17 protein-coding genes are annotated in these 19,659 nt (G+C 72.7%); 15 read left to right on the top strand and 2 right to left on the bottom strand.

Features of this window, described 5'->3' with window-relative positions:
• Positions 1-18: 18 nt before the first annotated feature.
• Entirely contained in the window at positions 19-804 is a 786-nt protein-coding gene (locus ACN6LD_RS04230; protein WP_319191385.1) for an alpha/beta fold hydrolase, read from the bottom strand.
• Between the two features lie 38 nt (positions 805-842).
• Positions 843-1,166 carry a DUF427 domain-containing protein gene (locus ACN6LD_RS04225; RefSeq protein ID WP_445042544.1) on the bottom strand — a complete coding sequence of 108 codons (324 nt, stop codon included), beginning with the start codon at positions 1,164-1,166 and terminating at the stop codon, positions 843-845.
• A 50-nt stretch (positions 1,167-1,216) separates the two neighbouring features.
• On the opposite strand from ACN6LD_RS04225, the gene ACN6LD_RS04220 reads away from it, so the two are divergent.
• The 15 genes from ACN6LD_RS04220 (at position 1,217) to ACN6LD_RS04150 (ending at position 19,633) form a co-directional block, all read left to right on the top strand.
• Positions 1,217-1,756, top strand: a complete 540-nt coding sequence (locus ACN6LD_RS04220; protein ID WP_306949159.1) for an LOG family protein — start codon at positions 1,217-1,219, stop codon at positions 1,754-1,756.
• A gap of 27 nt (positions 1,757-1,783) precedes the next feature.
• Positions 1,784-2,473, top strand: a complete 690-nt coding sequence (locus ACN6LD_RS04215; RefSeq protein ID WP_319191395.1) for an SDR family oxidoreductase — start codon at positions 1,784-1,786, stop codon at positions 2,471-2,473.
• Between the two features lie 29 nt (positions 2,474-2,502).
• A complete protein-coding gene (locus ACN6LD_RS04210; protein ID WP_319191381.1) occupies positions 2,503-3,504 on the top strand; it encodes a methionine synthase in 1,002 nt (333 codons plus the stop codon).
• A 14-nt stretch (positions 3,505-3,518) separates the two neighbouring features.
• Positions 3,519-5,711, top strand: coding sequence for an NAD-dependent DNA ligase LigA (ligA, locus tag ACN6LD_RS04205; RefSeq protein ID WP_319191380.1), 2,193 nt, complete (start codon positions 3,519-3,521; stop codon positions 5,709-5,711).
• A gap of 201 nt (positions 5,712-5,912) precedes the next feature.
• Positions 5,913-8,153 (top strand): putative bifunctional diguanylate cyclase/phosphodiesterase, encoded by a 2,241-nt coding sequence (locus ACN6LD_RS04200; protein WP_445042543.1) that lies wholly within the window; start codon positions 5,913-5,915, stop codon positions 8,151-8,153.
• Between the two features lie 168 nt (positions 8,154-8,321).
• Positions 8,322-8,618: an Asp-tRNA(Asn)/Glu-tRNA(Gln) amidotransferase subunit GatC gene (gatC, locus tag ACN6LD_RS04195; protein WP_007384860.1), complete on the top strand. Its 297-nt coding sequence runs from the start codon at positions 8,322-8,324 to the stop codon at positions 8,616-8,618.
• A gap of 5 nt (positions 8,619-8,623) precedes the next feature.
• On the top strand, positions 8,624-10,126 hold the full coding sequence (gatA, locus tag ACN6LD_RS04190; RefSeq protein ID WP_319191375.1) for an Asp-tRNA(Asn)/Glu-tRNA(Gln) amidotransferase subunit GatA: 1,503 nt from the start codon (positions 8,624-8,626) through the stop codon (positions 10,124-10,126).
• The gene (locus ACN6LD_RS04185; RefSeq protein ID WP_020131415.1) at positions 10,123-10,362 is read left to right on the top strand and encodes a hypothetical protein; all 240 of its coding nucleotides are present in this window, start codon (positions 10,123-10,125) and stop codon (positions 10,360-10,362) included. Before gatA ends, ACN6LD_RS04185 begins: the two co-directional genes overlap by 4 nt.
• Before the next feature lie 15 nt (positions 10,363-10,377).
• Complete coding sequence (gene gatB / locus ACN6LD_RS04180) at positions 10,378-11,892, top strand: Asp-tRNA(Asn)/Glu-tRNA(Gln) amidotransferase subunit GatB (RefSeq protein WP_319191372.1); 1,515 nt, start codon at positions 10,378-10,380, stop codon at positions 11,890-11,892.
• Positions 11,893-11,977: 85 nt separating this feature from the next.
• Entirely contained in the window at positions 11,978-12,289 is a 312-nt protein-coding gene (locus ACN6LD_RS04175) for a hypothetical protein (RefSeq protein ID WP_319191370.1), read from the top strand.
• A gap of 238 nt (positions 12,290-12,527) precedes the next feature.
• A complete protein-coding gene (locus tag ACN6LD_RS04170; protein WP_445042542.1) occupies positions 12,528-14,792 on the top strand; it encodes an MMPL family transporter in 2,265 nt (754 codons plus the stop codon).
• Positions 14,770-15,342 carry a GNAT family N-acetyltransferase gene (locus tag ACN6LD_RS04165; protein ID WP_445042541.1) on the top strand — a complete coding sequence of 191 codons (573 nt, stop codon included), beginning with the start codon at positions 14,770-14,772 and terminating at the stop codon, positions 15,340-15,342. The genes ACN6LD_RS04170 and ACN6LD_RS04165 overlap by 23 nt, the downstream gene beginning before the upstream one ends.
• 35 nt (positions 15,343-15,377) lie before the next feature.
• Positions 15,378-16,004, top strand: a complete 627-nt coding sequence (locus ACN6LD_RS04160; protein WP_445042540.1) for a hypothetical protein — start codon at positions 15,378-15,380, stop codon at positions 16,002-16,004.
• Between the two features lie 189 nt (positions 16,005-16,193).
• Entirely contained in the window at positions 16,194-16,406 is a 213-nt protein-coding gene (locus ACN6LD_RS04155; protein ID WP_415924891.1) for a hypothetical protein, read from the top strand.
• A gap of 125 nt (positions 16,407-16,531) precedes the next feature.
• Entirely contained in the window at positions 16,532-19,633 is a 3,102-nt protein-coding gene (locus ACN6LD_RS04150) for a helix-turn-helix transcriptional regulator (RefSeq protein ID WP_445042539.1), read from the top strand.
• The last annotated feature ends 26 nt before the right edge of the window (positions 19,634-19,659 follow it).

The following is a 19,659-nucleotide window of genomic DNA, read 5'->3' as shown; positions in this document are numbered from 1 at the left end:
GCCGGGGCGGCCCGGCCGTCAGTCCTGCCCGGCGAAGAAATCCGCCAGCACCGGCGCCAGCACGTTCGGATCCACCATGTGGGACTGGCCTTCCAGCGTCCGGAACGTCCCTCGGGGGACGGCGTCCGCGACCGTGCGCACGGCCTCGCGCAGCCAGGGCGGGCTCGCCCCGCCCGCCACGGCCAGCACCGGCACGCGGACCGACGCCAGCCGCTCCCGCGGCGCCGGCCCGCCGCCCATCACGGCGTCGTCGTAGGCGAGGGTCGGCGCGACGGCCTCCATCCCCGCCCACATGGGCGACCGGCGGGCTCCCTGGATCATCTCCTCGGCGAGCCCCGTCAGCCGCAGGAACAGCTCGACGGCGTCCCCCCGCCGCCCCTGCGCGAGCGCCTCGGTCAGGGCCGCCGTGTACGCGGCGCGGTCCCGCCCGGCCGCCTCGTCGACGGCGAACGGCGTCTCGTAGACCGCCACCCGGCTCACCGGCAGCCCGGCCGCCGCCGCCTCCAGCACCAGCGCCCCGCCGGACGAGACGCCGTACAGCGCCGCCTCACCGCCCGCCGCGTCCACCAGGGCGCCCAGATCCTCGACCTCCCGCCGCACCGCGTACGGCGCCGTGTCGCCGCTCTCGCCGCGGCCCCGGCGGTCGTACCAGAGGACCGTGAAGCGGTCGGCGAGCAGCCCGGCCAGGGGCGCCACGGTGCCGCCCGTGGACATCGCCCCGCTCACGAGGATGACCGCGGGGCCCTGTCCGGCGCGGGAGTACGCGAGTTCGGTGCCGTCGCGGGAAATCGTCTTCTTGTCCATGCCTGTGCAGACTGCCGCACGGCACGGCCCTCATCGCCCTACGACACCTCGGCTTCGTAGAAGCAGAAGTGGTTCTTGATCGGTGCGACGTCCGGCTTCGGCTCCGGATAGGCCCAGACGAGGTCGGCCGCGCCCGGCAGCGACCAGTAGGACGCGGTTCCCTTGAAAGGGCAGTAGGTGTGGGTGTCGGACGGGGTCAGCAGGTCGAGCCGGACGTCCTCGGCGGGGATGTAGTACCGCGCCGGACAGCCGGTCTCGCGCAGGACGAGCGCCCGGTCGGTCTCGGCCAGCACCCGGCCGTCATGGACGACCCTGACGTGCCGGTCGCCCTGCTCGACGGTGATCGTGTGTCCTCGGGTCATGCAGGGACAGCGCTCGGGGGCCCGCGGTTCTTCCCGCGTACCGTGGCGCGATGCGTATCTGCGTCTTCCTCTCCGCGGCCGACCTCGACGACCGCTACACCCGCCCCGCGCGCGAGTTCGCCGAACTGCTCGGCAAGGGCGGTCACACCCTCGTGTGGGGCGGCTCGGACGTCGGCCTGATGAAGGTGGTCGCCGACGGCGTGCAGTCGGCCGGCGGCCGGCTGTGCGGTGTGTCGGTGGACTTCCTCGCCGCGTCGGCGCGGCCGGGAGCCGACGAGATGGTGATCGCGAAGGACCTGGCCGAGAGGAAGCGGCTGCTCCTGGCGAAGTCGGACGCCGTGGTGATCATGGTCGGCGGTACCGGGACGCTGGACGAGGCCACCGAGATACTGGAGCTGAAGAAGCACGGCCACACCGACAAGCCGGTCGTGCTGCTCAACACCGCGGGCTTCTACGACGGTCTCAAGGAGCAGTTCCGGCGGATGGAGGCCGAGGGCTTCCTGCCCCGGCCCCTCACCGACCTGGTGTTCTTCGCGGAGGAGGCGGTGGGCGCCCTCGCCTACCTCGAGGAGAGCCGGGGCATCGGATGACCCGGCGATGATGCGAGCATGGCGGACATGGCTACCCATGTGATCACCGGAGCGGGCTCCGGCATCGGCGCCGCCGTCGCCCGCCGTCTGCACGCGCGCGGGGACGAGCTCGTGCTGCACGCGCGCGACGCCGGCCGCGGCAGGGAACTCGCGGCGGAGTTCCCCGGCGCGCGGACGCTCGTCGGGGACCTCGCCGACCCCGACAGACTGAGCTGGGCCTTCTCCCACCAGAGCCTCCCGGACCGGGTGGACTCCCTCCTGCACATCGCCGGAGTGGTCGACCTCGGCCCGGTCGGCGACCTCACCCCGAAGTCCTGGCGGCACCAGCTCAACGTCAACCTGATCGCCCCCGCGGAGCTGACCCGGCACTTCCTGCCGCAACTGCGCACCGCGCGCGGCCATGTGCTGTTCGTCAACTCGGGCGCGGGCCTGAGGGCGAGCCCCGACTGGTCCGCGTACGCGGCCTCCAAGCACGGTCTGAAGGCCCTCGCCGACTCGCTGCGCGCCGAGGAGCACGGCAACGGCGTCCGCGTCACCTCCGTCTACCCCGGCCGCACGGCCAGCCCCATGCAGGCCAAGGTGCACCAGCAGGAGGGCAAGGAGTACGACCCCGCGGAGTGGATCGACCCCGAGTCGGTGGCGACGACGATCCTGACGGCGCTCGACCTCCCGAGGGACGCCGAGATCAACGACCTGACGGTACGGCCGGGGCGCTGACGGTCCGTCGCGCTACGTACGCTTCACCCGTGAACGCAGACTTCAGTTTCGCCCCGGCCACCGGCGTCGGCTCCCTGCCGGGCGGCGACGCCCGCGAGGCCGCCAAAACCGTCACCGGGTCCTTCGAGGACTTCCCCTTCCTCGCCGAGCTGCCGGCCCGTGGACCCGGCGCGGACATGATCGGCCGCACCGCGGGCCTGCTGGTCGAGATGTACGCGCGCGTGGAGCCCAGCGGCTGGCGGATCGGCGACCGGCCGGGCCGGGACACCAAACGGGCCCGGTCCTGGCTGGGGGAGGACCTCGACGCGCTGGAGGAGCACGTCCAGGGCTACGAGGGGCAGCTGAAGGTCCAGGCGGTCGGGCCCTGGACCCTCGCCGCCGCACTGGAGCTCAGGAACGGTGAGGCGGCGCTCTCCGATCCCGGCGCCTGCCGCGATCTCGCCGGCTCCCTCGCCGAGGGCCTGCGGCTCCACCTCGCCGAGGTGCGCCGGCGGGTGCCCGGCGCGGACGTCGTGCTCCAGCTCGACGAGCCGTCTCTCACCGCCGTGCTCCGCGGCCATGTGCGGAGCGCCAGCGGCTACCGCACGCACCGCGCGGTCGACCGGCAGGTCGTGGAGGGCACGCTCCGGGACGTCGTCGGGGTGCACGGCGACGGGCCGGTCGTGGTCCACTCGTGTGCGCCGGACGTCCCGTTCGCCCTCCTGCGCCGGTCCGGCGCGGCGGCGGTCTCCTTCGACTTCTCGCTTCTCACCGAGCGTGACGACGACGTGATCGGCGAGGCGGTCGAGGCGGGCACCCGGCTCTTCGCCGGTGTCGTGCCGGCAGTGGACGCCCCATTGTCGGACCCTGCCGGTAGCGTCATGGGTGTCAGGACGCTGTGGCGCCGGCTGGGGCTGCGACCCGGGCTTCTCGCGGAGGCGGTCACGCTCACGCCGTCGTGCGGCCTCGCGGGCGCTTCCCCCGGATACGCCCGCAGGGCTTTCGCCCACTGCGTCCGGGCGGCGAGATCCCTCGCGGACGACCCTGAGTGACGGGAGGACACACGGTGGCCGGCGACAGGCAGGCGGAGACGACGGTGCCCAGCGAGGCGCGGGAGCAGCACGCGCAACTCGCCGAGCAGATCGAGGAGCACCGCTTCCGGTACTACGTGAAGGACGCTCCCGTCGTCAGCGACGCGGAGTTCGACCGGCTGCTGCGCGCCCTCGAGGCGCTGGAGGAGGAGCACCCCGAGCTGCGCACGCCCGACTCCCCGACCCAGAAGGTCGCGGGCGCGTACGCCACGGAGTTCACGGCCGTCCAGCACCGCGAGCGGATGCTGTCGCTCGACAACGCCTTCGACGACCTGGAGCTGGCCGCGTGGGCCGAGCGCGTCCACCGGGACGTCGGGGCCTCCGCGTACCACTTCCTGTGCGAGCTCAAGGTGGACGGCCTGGCCGTCAACCTGACCTACGAGAACGGCCGTCTCACGCGCGCGGCGACCCGCGGTGACGGCCGTACGGGCGAGGACATCACGCCCAACGTGCGCACCATCGCGGAGATCCCGGAGCGTCTCACGGGCGACGGGGTGCCCACCCTCGTGGAGATCCGCGGCGAGGTGTTCTTCCCGATGGAGAAGTTCGAGGAGCTCAACGCCCGCTTGGTCGAGGCCGGCGACAAGCCGTTCGCCAACCCGCGCAACGCGGCGGCCGGTTCGCTGCGCCAGAAGGACCCGCGCGTCACCGCCTCCCGCCCGCTGCACATGGTCGTGCACGGCATCGGCGCCCTGGAGGGCTACGAGGGCCTGACCCGTCTCTCCGAGGCCTACGACCTCCTCAAGACCTGGGGCCTGCCCACCTCCCCGCACAACAAGGTGGTCGGCGACCTCGACGGGGTACGGGCGTTCATCGCGTACTACGGCGAGAACCGGCACTCGGTGGCGCACGAGATCGACGGGGTGGTGGTCAAGCTCGACGAGATCCGTCTGCAGGGCCGGCTCGGCTCCACGGCCCGTGCGCCGCGGTGGGCGATCGCCTACAAGTACGCGCCGGAGGAGGTCAACACCCGCCTCGTCGACATCCGCGTGGGCGTCGGCCGCACCGGTCGCGTGACGCCGTACGCCCAGGTGGAGCCGGTGACGGTGGCGGGCTCCGAGGTCGAGTTCGCCACCCTGCACAACCAGGACGTGGTCAAGGCCAAGGGCGTGCTGATCGGCGACACCGTGGTGCTGCGCAAGGCCGGTGACGTGATCCCGGAGATCCTCGGCCCGGTCGTCGACCTGCGTGACGGCAGCGAGCGCGAGTTCGTGATGCCCGCCGAGTGCCCGGAGTGCGGGACATCGCTGCGGCCGATGAAGGAGGGCGACGTCGACCTGCGCTGCCCGAACGCCCGCAGCTGCCCGGCCCAGCTCCGTGAGCGCCTGTTCTACCTGGCGGGCCGCAAGGCGCTGGACATCGAGCAGTTCGGTTACGTCGCGGCGGCCGCCCTCACCCGCCCGCTCGAGCCGCAGCAGCCGCCGCTGGCCGACGAGGGCGACCTGTTCGACCTCACCGTCGAGCGTCTGCTGCCCATCCGGGCCTACGTCCTCGACCAGGACAGCGGGCTGCCCAAGCGGGACCCGAAGACGGGCGAGGAGAAGATCGCCACGGTCTTCGCCAACCAGCAGGGCGAGCCGCGGAAGAACGCGGTCGCCATGCTGGAGAACATCGCGGCGGCCAAGGAGCGCCCGCTGGCGCGTGTCCTCACCGGCCTCTCGATCCGGCATGTCGGCCCGGTCGCTGCCGAGGCCCTGGCGCGCGAGTTCCGCTCGATCGAGCGGATCGAGCAGGCGACCGAGGAGGAGCTGGCGAACACCGACGGCGTCGGCGCCATCATCGCGGCCTCGCTCAAGGAGTGGTTCGCCGAGGAGTGGCACCGGGAGATCCTCCGCAAGTGGAAGGCCGCCGGCGTCCGCATGGAGGAGGAGAGCTCCGGGGAGGACGAGGGGCCGCGTCCCCTGGAGGGCCTGACAGTCGTCGTCACCGGCACCCTGGAGCGTTTCACCCGCGACGGTGCCAAGGACGCCCTGCAGACCCGTGGGGCGAAGGTGACCGGTTCGGTTTCGAAAAAGACATCTTTCGTTGTCGTGGGTGACAATCCTGGATCGAAATACGACAAGGCAATGCAACTGAAGGTTCCTGTTCTGAACGAGGACGGCTTCGCCGTCCTGCTGGAACAAGGGCCCGAAGCGGCGGCTGAAGTGGCGCTTTCCGTCGAGGAGTAGGCGCGGCGGCGGTTGAAGGCCACCCGATTGGCGCATACCAGATGCATACGGGTGGCCGGGGCGCATTCGGGCAACCGTCGACGACCGCTGCCCGTGGAAGCCTTCTGCGGCCTACTGTTGAGACGTGCGCCTGCCGTGCCCAGGGTTGTCAGGGCAACGGGCCGCGTGGCGTGGGCACCGCCGGCTGTGAGAGGGACGGGAATGGAACCGACCGAGAGCGCCGCCCCGGAGTCATGGCTGCGCCGGCGCCGGGTAGCCGGCGTCCGGTGGGGGAACTGGTGGGCGGGGCGCTCCGAACGACGGCCGGCCGAAGAGACGTACGTGCCGCACACCACGCCGCGGTCCGTGCTCGACGCCGGCTTCGCCGCCCCGCACTCCGGGGCGCCCGGCGCCCAGGCCGACCGGCAGCCGACCTGGCCCACACTGCCCGCGTCGGTCGCCGGGGCGGCCGCCCTCGTCCTGGGCGCCGGGTTCTTCCGCGCCTACACCGATCACCACGCCCTCTTCCCGTCCGGCACGACCGGCTGGGCGCTGGCCGTCCTCGCCGGCGTCGTCGTCGGCCACCTGGTCCTCCTCGGCCGGGCCCGGTGGTGGGGCGGCACCGGCTCCGGCGCCGCGCTCACCCTCGCCGTCCTGCTGCTGTACGGGTGGGTGCCGGCCGGCATGGTCAGCCTCACCGTCGTCCTCCTGGTCGGCATAGCCCGGCGCCACCGCTGGCGGCAGGGCGTCCTGCACGGCGCGGTGGACATCCTCGGCATCGGTGCGGGCGCCCTGCTGCTGGCCGCCTGCGGACGGATACCGTCCGTGGAACGCCCCTGGACGCCCGGCAGTTGGACGCTCTACACCGGCCCGCAGGTGGTGCTGGTGGCCGTCGCCTACCTCGCCGTCACCCGTGTCCTGCTCTGGTACCTGCACACCCCCCGCCTCGGCGGGCTGCCCACCGTCGCCCGGACGGCCCTGGTCAGACAGAGTCTGGTCGCGGTGGCCCTGCTCGGCATCGCACCGCTGATCTGCGTGGTGGCCGTGGCCAAGCCGATCCTGCTGCCGCTGTTCGCCATCCCGCTCATCGCCCTCGACTCCACCCTGTGGATGGCCCGCGCCCGCGCCGAGGAGCAGCTGCGCGACCCGCTCACCGGCCTGCCCAACCGTCAGTGGCTCCTGGAACGGATCTGGACCGCCCTGGACGACGCCGAGCGCATCGGCGCCCGGTCCGCCCTGATGCTGATCGACCTCGACCGCTTCCGCTCGGTCAACGACACCCTCGGACACCTCGCCGGGGACCGGCTGCTGCTGCAGATAGCCGAGCGGCTGAAACTGGCCCTGCCGCGCGGCGCGGAGGTCGCCCGGCTCGGCGGGGACGAGTTCGCCGTCTTACTCCCCGTCGCCGACTCCACGACCTCGGCCACCCGGGTCGCCCGCAGACTGGTGTCCGACCTCAGCTCGCCGCTCGACCTCGACGGACTCACGCTCGTCCTGGAGGCCAGCGCGGGCGTCGCCGTTTTCCCCGAGCACGCGCTCGACGCCGAGGGCATGCTGCGCCGGGCCGACGTGGCGATGTACCAGGCCAAGCGCGACCGCACGGGCGTCGAGGTGTACGAGTCCAAACGCGACTCCAACACCCCCGACCGCCTCGGCCTGCTGGGCGACCTGCGGCGCGCGCTCGACGCGCACGAGGTGCAGCTGCACTACCAGCCGAAGGTCCGCTTCGACGGACAGGTGGCCGGGCTGGAGGCCCTGGTCCGCTGGGTGCACCCGGAGCGCGGCAAGGTTCCGCCGGACGAGTTCATAGCGATCGCCGAGTCGTCCGGGCTGATGCCGCACCTCACCGAGTACGTGCTGGACACGGCGCTCGGCCAGGTAGCCCGGTGGCGGGCCCAGGGACTGTTCGTGCCGGTCGCGGTCAACGTCTCCCCGCGCGACGTCCACACGCCGGGTTTCGCCGGATCGGTCGCGGCGCGTCTCGCCCGGCACGGAGTGCCCGCGGGAGCGCTCCAACTGGAGATCACCGAACACGTCCTCCTGGAGGACCCGCAGCGCGCCGCCGACACCCTCAACCAGCTGACCGGCCACGGCGTGAAGATGTCCCTCGACGACTTCGGCACCGGTTACTCCTCCCTGGTGCACCTGCGACGGCTGCCGGTGAGCGAGCTGAAGATCGACCGCTCCTTCGTGGCGCGGCTGGCCGTCGACGCCGAGGACGCGGAGATCGTGCGCTGCACGGTCGACCTCGCGCATTCCCTGGGGCTCCTGGTCGTCGCCGAGGGCGTCGAGGACGACGAGACCTGGGAACGCCTGCGCGACCTGGGCTGCGACGCCGTCCAGGGCTGGCTGGTGGCGGCCGCCATGCCGGCGGACGAGACGACGGCGTGGCTGCGGGCCAGGGGCTCGCGCGGCTGGCAGCGCCCGCGGGCGGCGCTCCCGGCGGCCGCCGCGGACGAGTAGCTCCGGCCGCCGCGGACGCGTGGCTCCGGCCGCCGCGGACGCGTGGCTCCGACTGCCGCGGGCGGGCAGCACCAGCGGGCCGGTGAGTAGGCATTTCACGGGCACGGGGCCCAGCACCCTAGGATTGGGCCCAGACCACACACTCACTCCACCCCAGAGGAACGCTGCATGCCTGGCATCACGCGCGAGGAGGTCGCCCACCTCGCCCGGCTGGCGCGTCTGGAGCTGAAGCCCGAAGAGCTCGAGCACTTCGCGGGACAGCTGGACGACATCATCGGCGCGGTCGCCCGCGTCAGCGAGGTCGCCGACCAAGACGTACCGCCGACCTCGCACCCGCTCCCGCTGACGAACGTCATGCGGGCGGACGAGGTCCGTCCGTCGCTCACCCCCGAGCAGGCGCTCTCCGGCGCCCCGGCCCAGGAGCAGCAGCGTTTCAAGGTGCCGCAGATCCTGGGGGAGGACTAACCGCCATGACGGACAACGTCACCATCATCAGGCTCACCGCCGCCGAGACCGCCGCGAGGATCGCCTCCGGCGAACTCACGGCCGTCCAGGTCACCGAGGCCCACCTGGCCCGTATCGAGGCCGTCGACGAGAAGGTCCACGCCTTCCTGCACGTCGACCGCGAGGGCGCTCTCGCGCAGGCCCGCGCCGTCGACGAGAAGCGGGAGCGGGGCGAGAAGCTCGGTCCGCTGGCCGGCGTCCCGCTCGCGCTCAAGGACATCTTCACCACCGAGGGCATCCCGACGACCGTCGGCTCGAAGATCCTCGAGGGCTGGATCCCGCCGTACGACGCGACGGTCACCCGGCGGCTGAAGGCCGCCGACGTCGTCATCCTCGGCAAGACCAACATGGACGAGTTCGCCATGGGGTCCTCCACCGAGAACAGCGCCTACGGCCCGACCGGCAACCCCTGGGACCTGACCAAGATCCCCGGCGGCTCCGGCGGCGGTTCCTCCGCCGCGCTCGCCTCCTTCCAGGCGCCCCTGGCGATCGGCACCGACACCGGCGGCTCCATCCGCCAGCCGGCCGCCGTCACCGGCACCGTCGGCGTGAAGCCCACGTACGGCGCGGTCTCGCGGTACGGCATGGTCGCCTTCTCGTCCTCCCTCGACCAGGGCGGCCCCTGCGCCCGTACGGTCCTGGACGCGGCGCTGCTCCACGAGGTCATCGCCGGGCACGACCCGATGGACTCCACGTCCATCGACGCGCCGGTCCCGCCGGTCGTCGAGGCCGCCCGCAACGGCAGCGTCGACGGCATGCGCGTCGGTGTCGTGAAGCAGTTCCGCGGCGAGGGCTACCAGGCCGGCGTCATCCAGCGGTTCGACGAGTCCGTCGCGCTGCTGAAGGAACTGGGCGCCGAGATCGTCGAGCTGGACTGCCCGTCCTTCGACCTCGCCCTGTCGGCGTACTACCTGATCGCGCCGTCCGAGTGCTCGTCCAACCTCGCCCGCTTCGACGGCCTGCGCTACGGCCGCCGCACCGGCGACGACGGCACCCGCTCGGCCGAGGACGTCACCTCCCTCACCCGTGAGGCGGGCTTCGGTCCCGAGGTCAAGCGGCGCATCATGCTCGGCACGTACGCCCTGTCGAGCGGCTACTACGACGCCTACTACGGCTCCGCGCAGAAGGTCCGCACGCTCATCACCCGGGACTTCGAGAAGGCCTTCGAGCAGGTCGACGTGATCGTGTCGCCGACGACGCCGACCACCGCCTTCGCGATCGGCGAGCGCGCCGACGACCCGATGGCGATGTACCTGGCCGACCTGTGCACCATCCCGACCAACCTCGCGGGCAACGCGGCCATGTCGCTGCCCTGCGGTCTCGCCCCGGAGGACGACCTCCCGGTCGGTCTGCAGATCATCGCCCCGGCGCTGAAGGACGACCGCCTGTACAAGGTCGGCGCCGCCGTCGAGGCCGCCTTCGTGGAAAGGTGGGGTCACCCGCTTCTCGAGGAGGCTCCGTCGCTGTGAGCGCACTGAACAAGGCCAAGGGCTTCAAGAAGTCCAAGTCCGGTACGTACCTGTCCATCGCCGGGACCGCGTTCGGCGCGTTCGGCGTCGCCAAGCGGCTGAAGAAGGCCCGCGCCGAGAAGGACACCCTGGTCCTGATCGACGCCACCGTGTCCGCCGTCGCCATCGTCACCGGCCTCGCCATCCTCTACCGCGAGCTGAAGCGGCTGGGCGACGACGACGTCCTGCTGGGCTGAGAGGGAAGTTTCACCGTGACCACCACGACCGACCTGGTGTCGTACGAGGACGCTCTCGCGTCGTACGACCCCGTCATGGGCCTCGAGGTCCATGTCGAACTCGGCACCAAGACCAAGATGTTCTGCGGCTGCTCGACCGAGCTCGGCAGGGACGCCAACACGCAGACCTGCCCCACCTGCCTCGGCCTGCCCGGCGCGCTCCCGGTCGTCAACGCGATCGGCATCGAGTCGGCGATCAAGATCGGTCTCGCGCTGAACTGCGAGATCGCCGAGTGGTGCCGTTTCGCCCGGAAGAACTACTTCTATCCGGACATGCCGAAGAACTTCCAGACCTCCCAGTACGACGAGCCGATCGCCTTCGACGGCTACCTCGACGTCCAGCTGGAGGACGGCGAGACCTTCCGTGTGCAGATCGAGCGCGCCCACATGGAGGAGGACACCGGCAAGTCGACCCACGTCGGCGGAGCCACCGGCCGTATCCACGGCGCGTCCCACTCCCTGCTGGACTACAACCGGGCCGGCATCCCGCTCATCGAGATCGTCACCAAGCCGATCGAGGGCGCGGGCGAGCGCGCCCCCGAGGTGGCCCGGGCGTACGTGCGTGAGCTGCGCGAGGTCATCAAGGCGCTGGGCGTCTCGGAGGCCCGCATGGAGATGGGGCAGATGCGCTGCGACGTGAACCTGTCGCTGCGCCCGCACGGCCGGGAGAAGTTCGGCACGCGGTCCGAGACGAAGAACGTGAACTCGCTGCGGTCCGTGGAGCGCGCGGCCCGTTTCGAGATCATGCGGCACGCGGCCGTGCTGAACGGCGGCGGCACGATCATCCAGGAGACCCGCCACTTCCACGAGGACACCGGGTCCACGACCTCGGGCCGTGTGAAGGAGGAGGCCGAGGACTACCGGTACTTCCCGGAGCCCGACCTCGTCCCGGTCGCCCCGTCCCGCGAGTGGGTCGAGGAGATCCGCGCCGGCCTGCCGGAGCTGCCGCTGATGCGGCGCAACCGGCTGGTCGCCGAGTGGGACATCTCCGCCAACGACATGCAGTCGATCCTGAACGCCGGCGCGCTGGACCTGATCGTCGCCACGATCGACGCCGGCGCCGACGCGGCGTCCGCCCGCAAGTGGTGGATGGGCGAACTCGCCCGCAGCGCCAACGAGTCGGGCGTCCCGCTCGACGAGCTGGCCGTCACGCCGCAGCAGGTCGCCCGGGTCGCCGAACTGGTACTCGACGGCGACCTGAACGACAAGCTGGCCCGCCAGGTCATCGAGGGCGTCCTCGCGGGCGAGGGCGGCCCGGACGAGGTCGTCGACAAGCGCGGGCTCAAGGTCGTCTCCGACGACTCGGCGCTGGGCACGGCCGTCGACGAGGCCATCGCGGGCAACCCGGGCATCGCCGACAAGATCCGCGGCGGCAAGGTGGCAGCGGCCGGCGCGCTGGTCGGCGCCGTGATGAAGGCCACGCGCGGTCAGGCCGACGCGGCCCGCGTCAAGGAGCTGATCCTGGAGAAGCTGGGCGTCAGCGAGGGCTGATCCCTCTCGCGAACCTCAGGGGTGCACCGGTCCGCCGGTGCACCCCTGCCCGCGTCTCCGGCCGGACGCGCTACGCTCGCCCGCCATGAGTGCACGAACCGACTCCGACGCCCACAGCGACATAGAGGACCCGGACGAGGAGTACGGCACCGAGGAGGCCCGGCGGGCCCGCTGGACGGCGACCGTCGCCGGAGCCCTGCTCACCCTCGCCGGCCTCGCCGCGTCCCTCATGCGCCTCAGCCGCTCCGTCCCGGCCCTCGTCCCGTCGGCCTACGCGCTCGGCGCCGCCGTCTGCGCGGTCGCCGCGTACCTCGGCTCCCGGGGCCGGACCCGGCGCGCGCTGTGGCTGCTCATCGCCGGCGTGATGGTGATGGCGATCGGGGACCAGTCGGACTGACCCGGCCCGACGCGGTGACCGGCGTGGCGCCCGACGCGGTGACCGGCGTGGCCCGGCTGACGTGGCCCGACACGGACGCCGTTATTGTCCTGTGACGTGTCTCCCACTCTTGTGAAAAGACACACGAACGCGTCTTTCGATCTTTTTCTCCTGCGAGAGTGATCCCAGATCGCTCATACGTTCTTTGCTGGCTGATTCCCGGTCAAAGATCCACAATTCGTCCTCCGGGAGCACAGCTGTGGCAGCCCTCGCGCGTTGGTGTGTCCGCAACCGCCTCCTGGTGGTCCTGCTCTGGCTCCTCGCCCTGGGCGGCACGGCAACCGCGGCCGCCGTCGCCGGCGCCGCGTACTCCAACGACTACGAGGTCCCCGGCACCGAGTCCGGCCGTGCCACCCGGCTGCTCGCCGAGGGCTTCCCAGAGCTCGGCGGCGACAGCGACACCGTCGTCTGGCACACCACGGCCGGCTCCGTGAGCGCCGCCGACGTCGAACAGACCATGACCCGGACGCTGGAGAAGATCGCCGGCCTGCCCGGCGTGGCCTCCGTCGCCGGCCCCTACGGCGACCAGGGCACGGCGCAGATCAGCAGGGACGGGCACACCGCCTACGCGACCGTCACCTTCGAGGACCGCGCCGAGGACGTCGACGAGGGCGAGGCGCAGGCCGTCGTCCACGCCGCCAAGGCCGCCGAGACCGACGGTCTCCAGGTGGAGCTGGGCGGCAGCGCCATCGCGCTCACCGAGTCCTCCGGAGGGCATCTCGCCGAGGTGGTCGGCGTGGTGGTGGCCGCGGTCGTGCTGTTCCTCGCCTTCGGCTCGCTCGCCGCCTCGGCCCTGCCCATCGCCACCGCCCTGGTCGGCGTCGGCACCGCCTACGCCGGGATCGTGCTTCTCGGGCACGCCATGACGGTCGCCGACTTCGCGCCCATGCTCGGCATGCTCATCGGGCTGGGCGTGGGCATCGACTACGCGCTGTTCATCGTGACCCGACACCGACGCGGGCTGAAACGCGGGCTGCCGGTCGCCGAGGCCGCCGCGAACGCCGTCACCACCACCGGGCGCGCGGTCGTCTTCGCGGGCGCCACCGTGTGCATCGCCCTGCTCGGCATGCTGATCCTGCGCCTGAGCTTCCTCAACGGCGTGGCGATCGCCGCCTCGCTCACCGTGGTCCTCACGGTCGCGGCCTCCGTGACGCTGCTGCCCGCCCTGCTGTCCCTCATCGGCATGCGCGCCCTCAGCCGCCGCGAACGCCGCCGCCTCACCGAGCACGGGCCCCAGCCGGAGCTGCCGACCGGGCTCGCGGCCCGCTGGTCGGCGTTCGTGGAGCGCCACCCCAAGCTTCTCGGGGCGCTCGCCCTGGTCGTCATAGGCGTCCTCGCCCTGCCCACCTTCTCGCTCCGCCTCGGGACCTCCGACCAGGGCAACGGACCCGAAACGGCCACCACCCGCCAGGCCTACGACCTCCTCGCCGGGGGCGCCTCCCGTGCGGGCGCGGGCGAGAGCGGGGGAGGATTCGGGCCCGGCGTCAACGGCCCGCTGACCCTGGTGACCCGCGTCGGCGGCGCCGAGGACCGGCTCGCCCTGGACAACCTCGACACCGCCCTGCGCACCACCGAGGGCGTGGCGTCGGTGACGCCGGTGACCTTCGCCTCCGACGGCCGCACCGCGTACCTGACCGTGGTCCCGGAGTCCGCCCCGCAGTCGCAGCACACCAGCGAGCTCGTCGACCGGCTGCGCACCGAGGTGCTGCCTCGCGCCGAGGCGGGCACCTCCCTCGATGTGCAGGTCGGCGGCGTCACGGCCGGCTACGACGACTTCGCGGACGTCATCGTCGACAAACTGCCGCTCTTCGTGGGCGTCGTCATCGGCCTGGGCTGCCTGCTGCTCCTGCTCGCGTTCCGGTCCGTGGGCATTCCGCTGAAGGCCGCCGTGATGAACGTGGCCGCCGTCGCCGCCGCCTTCGGGATCGTCGTGGCCGTCTTCCAGTGGGGCTGGGGCAGCGAACTGCTGGGACTCGGCCGCGCCGGGCCCATCGAGCCCTTCCTCCCGGTGATCATGGTGTCGGTGCTGTTCGGCCTCTCCATGGACTACCAGGTCTTCCTGGTCAGCCGGATGTACGAGGAGTGGCTGGAGACCGGTGACAACCGGCGCGCGGTCCGCGTCGGCCTCGCCGAGACCAGCCGGGTCATCAACTCGGCCGCATTCATCATGATCTCGGTCTTCCTCGCCTTCGTGCTCAGCGGCGACCGGGTGATCGCCATGTTCGGCATCGCGCTCGCCGCCGCCGTCGCCCTCGACGCCTTCGTCCTGCGCACCCTCCTCGTCCCCGCGCTCATGCACCTGCTCGGCGGCGCCAACTGGTGGCTGCCCCGCGCACTCGACCGGCGCCTGCCGCGGATCAGCATCGAACCCCCCGAGTGCCGGGCCGCCCATGAGAGGCTCGCCGGGGCAATGGAGGAACTGGAGAGGGAGCCGCGGCCGGATGTACGCGATAGCGCTGGGTGACGGAGCCGAGCTGCGCCCCCTGGAGCCCTGGCACGCCGAGGAGTTCCTGACGCACCTGCAGCGCGGCCGGGACTTCATCAACCGGTACGCCCCCTTCGGCGCGAAGGCCGTCGACGTGGCGACCGCGCGGGAGGCGCTGCAGAAGTACGCCGACATGCGCGCCGCCGACACCGGCTCGCTGCACGGACTGTGGCTGGACGGCCGTCTGGTGGGCGGTGCGCTCCTGCTGAACTTCGACGCGGCGAGCGCGAACTGCGAGGTCGGCTGCTGGCTGGAGCCCGCCGCCACCGGGCGCGGACTGATCACCCGGGCCGTGCGGGTCCTGATCGACCACGCGGTGGAGGAGCGCGGGATCCAGCGGGTCGAGTGGATCGCCTCCGCCGGCAACACGGCCAGCCTGAACGTCGCCCGGCGGCTCGGGATGACCCGCGACGGCGTCCGCCGCCGGGCCTACCCCTATCGTGGGGAGCGGCACGACCTCGAGGTGTGGTCCGTGCTGGCCCAGGAGTGGCGCGACGCACGCGCGGGCGCCGCTCACAACGATCTTTAAGGGACCTCTCAGAGAGCGTCCGTACGGTGCGAGGTATGGGAACCAAGACTGCTGACCAGGCCGGGGCCGAATCCGGCGCCGGGGCCACGACAGACGAGGAGAAGGTGGACGTCACCAGGACCGACGCCGGCGACCGGGCGACGACGGAGACCGGGCAGCCGAAGGACTCCGAGGAGCTCGCGGACTCCGGGGAGAGCGCCGTGGATGATGCGCGGGCCGCCGACGGCACGGACGGGGCCGACGGCCTGGAGGGGCTCGGGGACGATTCGGTCGGCGTGGGGCAGGGCGCGGGCGCGGTCGTCTCCGCGGCCCTCGGCTTCGTGTCGCTGACGGGCAGCTGGGTCGGCACCATCGCCGGTGCGCGCCAGACCCTCGTCGGCCAGCTCGAGGCCTCGTCCGGCGCGAGCGTCGCCAAGCAGATCCAGTCGGTCTACGGCGACGCCTGGCAGATCACCGCCCTGTGGGCAGGACTGTTCGCGCTGGCCGCGCTGGTCACCGGCGTCGTCGTGCTGGCCCGCCCGGCCTTCGGCAGCCCGGCCCGGCCGCAGGCGGCCTGGATCAAGTCGGTCTCCTGGGCGGGCGTGGCGCTCGGCGTCATCGGTCTGCTGCTGGCCGTGCTCAAGTACACAGACGCGCTGCTCGGCCTGCCTTCCGCGAGCTGAGTTCCCGCAGACCACGAGGGGTCTCAGGGCCGCCGTAAGCACCTTACGGCCGGCTCTGAGGCCCCTCGGCCGCGTCTAAGGCCCCGCCGCCCGCCGAAGATGCGGAACTCTCCCGATGTGGCGGACCCCCCTGGGAGACGAAGGTTGAGGCATCGCGAACAAGCGAAGCCGAAACCGATCTCCCAGGAGATGCCCACCATGTACGAGTACGAGTTGCATCAGGCACGTGCCGCCGAACTGCGCCGCCGGGCCGCCGACGAGCGGCTCGCCCGCGACGTCGTCCGAGGCGCCCGCACCGCCCGCGCCGCTCGCAGCGCGGCCGCCGAACGCGCGGGCGGAGGCGCCGAGTCCGAGTCCCATACCCACCGTCTGCGCCGGCTCCGGTTCCCCCGGACGGCGTGACCGCCGCGGCAGTGGCGGGCGGCCGAACGGGAGTCGGCCGCCCGCCCACCGGAGGAGCCCGCACCGAAGGAGCGCTCGCCGGGGGCCCGGCGATAACCGCTGGGCCCCCCTCGCCCCCGCGTGCCATGCTCGCCCCTGTGGACACCAGGTCGGTCAGCCCCGTCTTCGTCGGCCGCTCCGACGAGCTGGATATCCTGAACGACGCGCTCTCCCGTGCCGCCGCGGGAGAGCCCGAGGCGTTGCTCGTCGGCGGCGAGGCCGGCGTCGGCAAGACCAGGCTCGTCGAGGAGTTCGCGGCGACCGCCGGCCGTGGCGGCGCGGTCGTCGCGGTCGGCGGCTGCGTCGAGATCGGCGCGGACGGACTGCCCTTCGCCCCGTTCTCCAGCGCCCTGCGCGCCCTGCGCCGGGCCCTGCCGGACGAGTTCGCCGCCGCCGCGGCCGGACAGGAGGACGAACTCGCCCGACTGGTGCCGGAGTGCGGGAAGAGCACGGTCGGACGCCATGACGAGGAGGGCATGGCCCGGCTCTTCGAGCTCGTCGCACGCCTGCTGGAACGCGTCGCCGCCGACCGCACGGTCGTCCTCGCCCTGGAAGACCTCCACTGGGCCGACGCCTCCACCCGCCATCTGCTGTCCTACCTCCTGCGCACCCTGCGCACCGGCCGCCTCGTCGTCGTCGCCACCTACCGCGCGGACGACATCCACCGCCGTCACCCGCTGCGCCCCCTGCTCGCCGAGCTCGACCGGCTGCGCACCGTACGGCGTCTCGAACTCGCCCGCTTCACCCGGGACGAGGTCGGTCGCCAGATCGCCGGCATCCTGGCCCGCGAACCCGACCCCGAGCAGGTCGACGCCATCTTCGAACGCTCCGACGGCAACGCCTTCTTCGTCGAGGAACTCGCCGTCGCCGCCCACGAGGGCTGCCGCACCGGCCTCACCGACTCCCTGCGCGACCTGCTCCTCGTCCGCGTCGAGACGCTGCCCGACAGCGCCCAGCACGTCGCCCGGATCGTCGCCGAGGGCGGCTCCACCGTCGAGTACCGGCTGCTGGACGCCGTCGCCCGGCTCGCCGAGGACGATCTGATCGAGGCCCTGCGTGCCGCCGTCAACGCCCATCTGCTGCTCGCGGTGCCCGACGGGGACGGCTACCGCTTCCGCCACTCCCTGGTCCGCGAGGCCGTGAGCGACGATCTCCTGCCCGGGGAACGCTCCCGCCTCAACCGTCGCTACGCCGAGGCCCTGCAGGCCGACCCGACGCTCGTCCCCGCCGACGAGCGCGTGATGCGGCTGGCCAGCTACTGGTACCACGCCCACGATCCGGCCGAGGCCCTGCCCGCCGTCCTCGACGCCTCCGTCGAAGCCCGCTGCCGACGCGCCTACAGCGAGCAACTGCGGCTCCTGGAGCGGGCGATGGAGCTGTGGGAAGCCGCCCCGGCGCAGGTGCGGGCCGCGCTGCGTCCCGTCGACCACACCGAGGTGTACCCGTCCCGGCCGTCCGAACGGCGCGAGGGGGCTCCCGGCGGTCGCGACCCCGTCGCCCCGCTGTGCTATCTCGACCTCCTGGCGGAGGCCACCGTCGCGGGCCGTTACTGCGGGGAACGCGAACGCGCCCTGAAGATCGCAAAGCGGGCGCTGCGGCTGCTGGAGGACGAGGGCGGCGATCCCCGGCGCGCCGCCTGGTTCTGGGTGCAGCGCTCCCGTCTGGTGCGCTCCCTGGGACGGGGCAGCGGCCGTGAGGAACTGACCAGGGCACAGGAACTGATGCGGGGTCTGCCGCCCAGCGAGGTGCACGCGGAGGTGCTCGCCCACGCCGCCGGCTGGTCCGCCCTCCATGTGCCGGGACCGGACGCCTACCGCGCCGCCGAGCGTGCGGTGGAGTACGCCCGGATGGTCGGCGCCCGCGAGACCGAGCTCAAGGCCCGCCAGATCCTGGGCATCCTCATGGTCGACGCCGGGCACATCGAGACCGGCCTCGCCGAGCTGTCCGAGGTCAAGGACCGGGCGCTCGCCGAGGACATCCCCACCGTCGCGCTCGACGCCTATGTGAACCTCCCCTCCGAGCTGGAAGCGGTCGGGCGTTCCGGGGAAGCCGTCGCGATCATGGCGGAGGGACTGCGCTACGCCCGACGGCAGGGGCTGCCCGACACCGAGGCGTGGGTCCACGGCAACCTCGCCGAGTCCCTGCTGTCGCTGGGGCGTTGGGACGAGGCGGACCGTGCGAGCGCCGAGGCGGGACGGATCGCCCGGGGCGTGGGCGTCAAGGGCGTCCACGCCACGCTGCGCGCCGAACTCGCCCTGGCCCGGGGCGACCTCCCCGAGGCGGCCCGCCGGCTGGACGCCGCACACCGCTACTTCGGCTCCCGCGAACACGTGCCCCAGAACCATCTCCCGCTCGCCCGCCTCGCCATCGCCCTCGCCGTGGCCGAGAACCGTCCCGCCGACGCCCGGTCCCACCTCGAACACGCCCTGGACGTCGGATTCCCGCCCGGCACCCAGCGCTACGCCTGGCCCTTGCTGCTCACCGCGGTGTCCGCGGTCGAGGCGGCGCCGGCGGTCGACGCGGTGCCGGCGGTCACCGCGGCAGCCGGGGCCGAGGCCGGGCTGCCGGCCCGGATCCGCCTGGCGGCGAAGAAGCTCGCCGCCATCGCCCCCGTCTGGCAGGCGTACGCGCTGTGGCTCCACGCCGAACTCGCCCGCGTCGAGGGCCGCAACCACCCGGACGACTGGTCCGAGGCCGTCGCCGCCTTCGAGTGCCTGGAACGCCCCTACGACCTCGCGCGTGCCCGGCACCGCATGGCCGAGGCCCTGCTCACGGTCGGCGGGGACGCCGAACGCGACCGGGCCGGCGAACTCCTGCGCCTCGCGCACGCGGTCGCCGCCCACCTCGGGGCCCGCCCCCTCGCCGACGCCGTCGCCCTGCTCGGCCGGCGTGCCCGGCTTCCCCGGACCACCGCCACGGGTCTGCCGGAGACCCCGTCCGGCCCCGCGGACCCGCTCGCCGCACTCGGTCTCACCGGCCGGGAACGCGACGTGCTGCGTCTGGTGTCCGCCGGCCGTACCAACCGGCAGATCGCCGAGGAGCTGTTCATCTCGCCGAAGACGGCCAGCGTGCACGTCTCGAACATCCTGTCGAAGCTCGAGGTCTCGGGCCGGGGAGAGGCAGCGGCGGTGGCCCACCGCCTGGGGGTGTTCCCGCCGAGGGCCGGGGACGGGCTGATCGCGCGATAATGGGGCAAGCTGACCGTGTACCGGCA

Source organism: Streptomyces sp. SAS_272, assembly GCF_052543235.1.
Note: the sequence above shows the minus strand (reverse complement) of the source record. Positions and strands in the feature narration are given on the sequence as shown.

Coding starts and splice junctions, on each gene's coding strand:
- ACN6LD_RS04230 (WP_319191385.1), bottom strand. CDS start 804: ATGGACAAGAAGACGATTTCCCGCGACGGCACCGAACTCGCGTACTCC.
- ACN6LD_RS04225 (WP_445042544.1), bottom strand. CDS start 1,166: ATGACCCGAGGACACACGATCACCGTCGAGCAGGGCGACCGGCACGTC.
- ACN6LD_RS04220 (WP_306949159.1), top strand. CDS start 1,217: ATGCGTATCTGCGTCTTCCTCTCCGCGGCCGACCTCGACGACCGCTAC.
- ACN6LD_RS04215 (WP_319191395.1), top strand. CDS start 1,784: ATGGCTACCCATGTGATCACCGGAGCGGGCTCCGGCATCGGCGCCGCC.
- ACN6LD_RS04200 (WP_445042543.1), top strand. CDS start 5,913: ATGGAACCGACCGAGAGCGCCGCCCCGGAGTCATGGCTGCGCCGGCGC.
- gatC (WP_007384860.1), top strand. CDS start 8,322: ATGCCTGGCATCACGCGCGAGGAGGTCGCCCACCTCGCCCGGCTGGCG.
- gatA (WP_319191375.1), top strand. CDS start 8,624: ATGACGGACAACGTCACCATCATCAGGCTCACCGCCGCCGAGACCGCC.
- ACN6LD_RS04175 (WP_319191370.1), top strand. CDS start 11,978: ATGAGTGCACGAACCGACTCCGACGCCCACAGCGACATAGAGGACCCG.
- ACN6LD_RS04165 (WP_445042541.1), top strand. CDS start 14,770: ATGTACGCGATAGCGCTGGGTGACGGAGCCGAGCTGCGCCCCCTGGAG.
- ACN6LD_RS04160 (WP_445042540.1), top strand. CDS start 15,378: ATGGGAACCAAGACTGCTGACCAGGCCGGGGCCGAATCCGGCGCCGGG.
- ACN6LD_RS04155 (WP_415924891.1), top strand. CDS start 16,194: ATGCCCACCATGTACGAGTACGAGTTGCATCAGGCACGTGCCGCCGAA.
- ACN6LD_RS04150 (WP_445042539.1), top strand. CDS start 16,532: ATGCTCGCCCCTGTGGACACCAGGTCGGTCAGCCCCGTCTTCGTCGGC.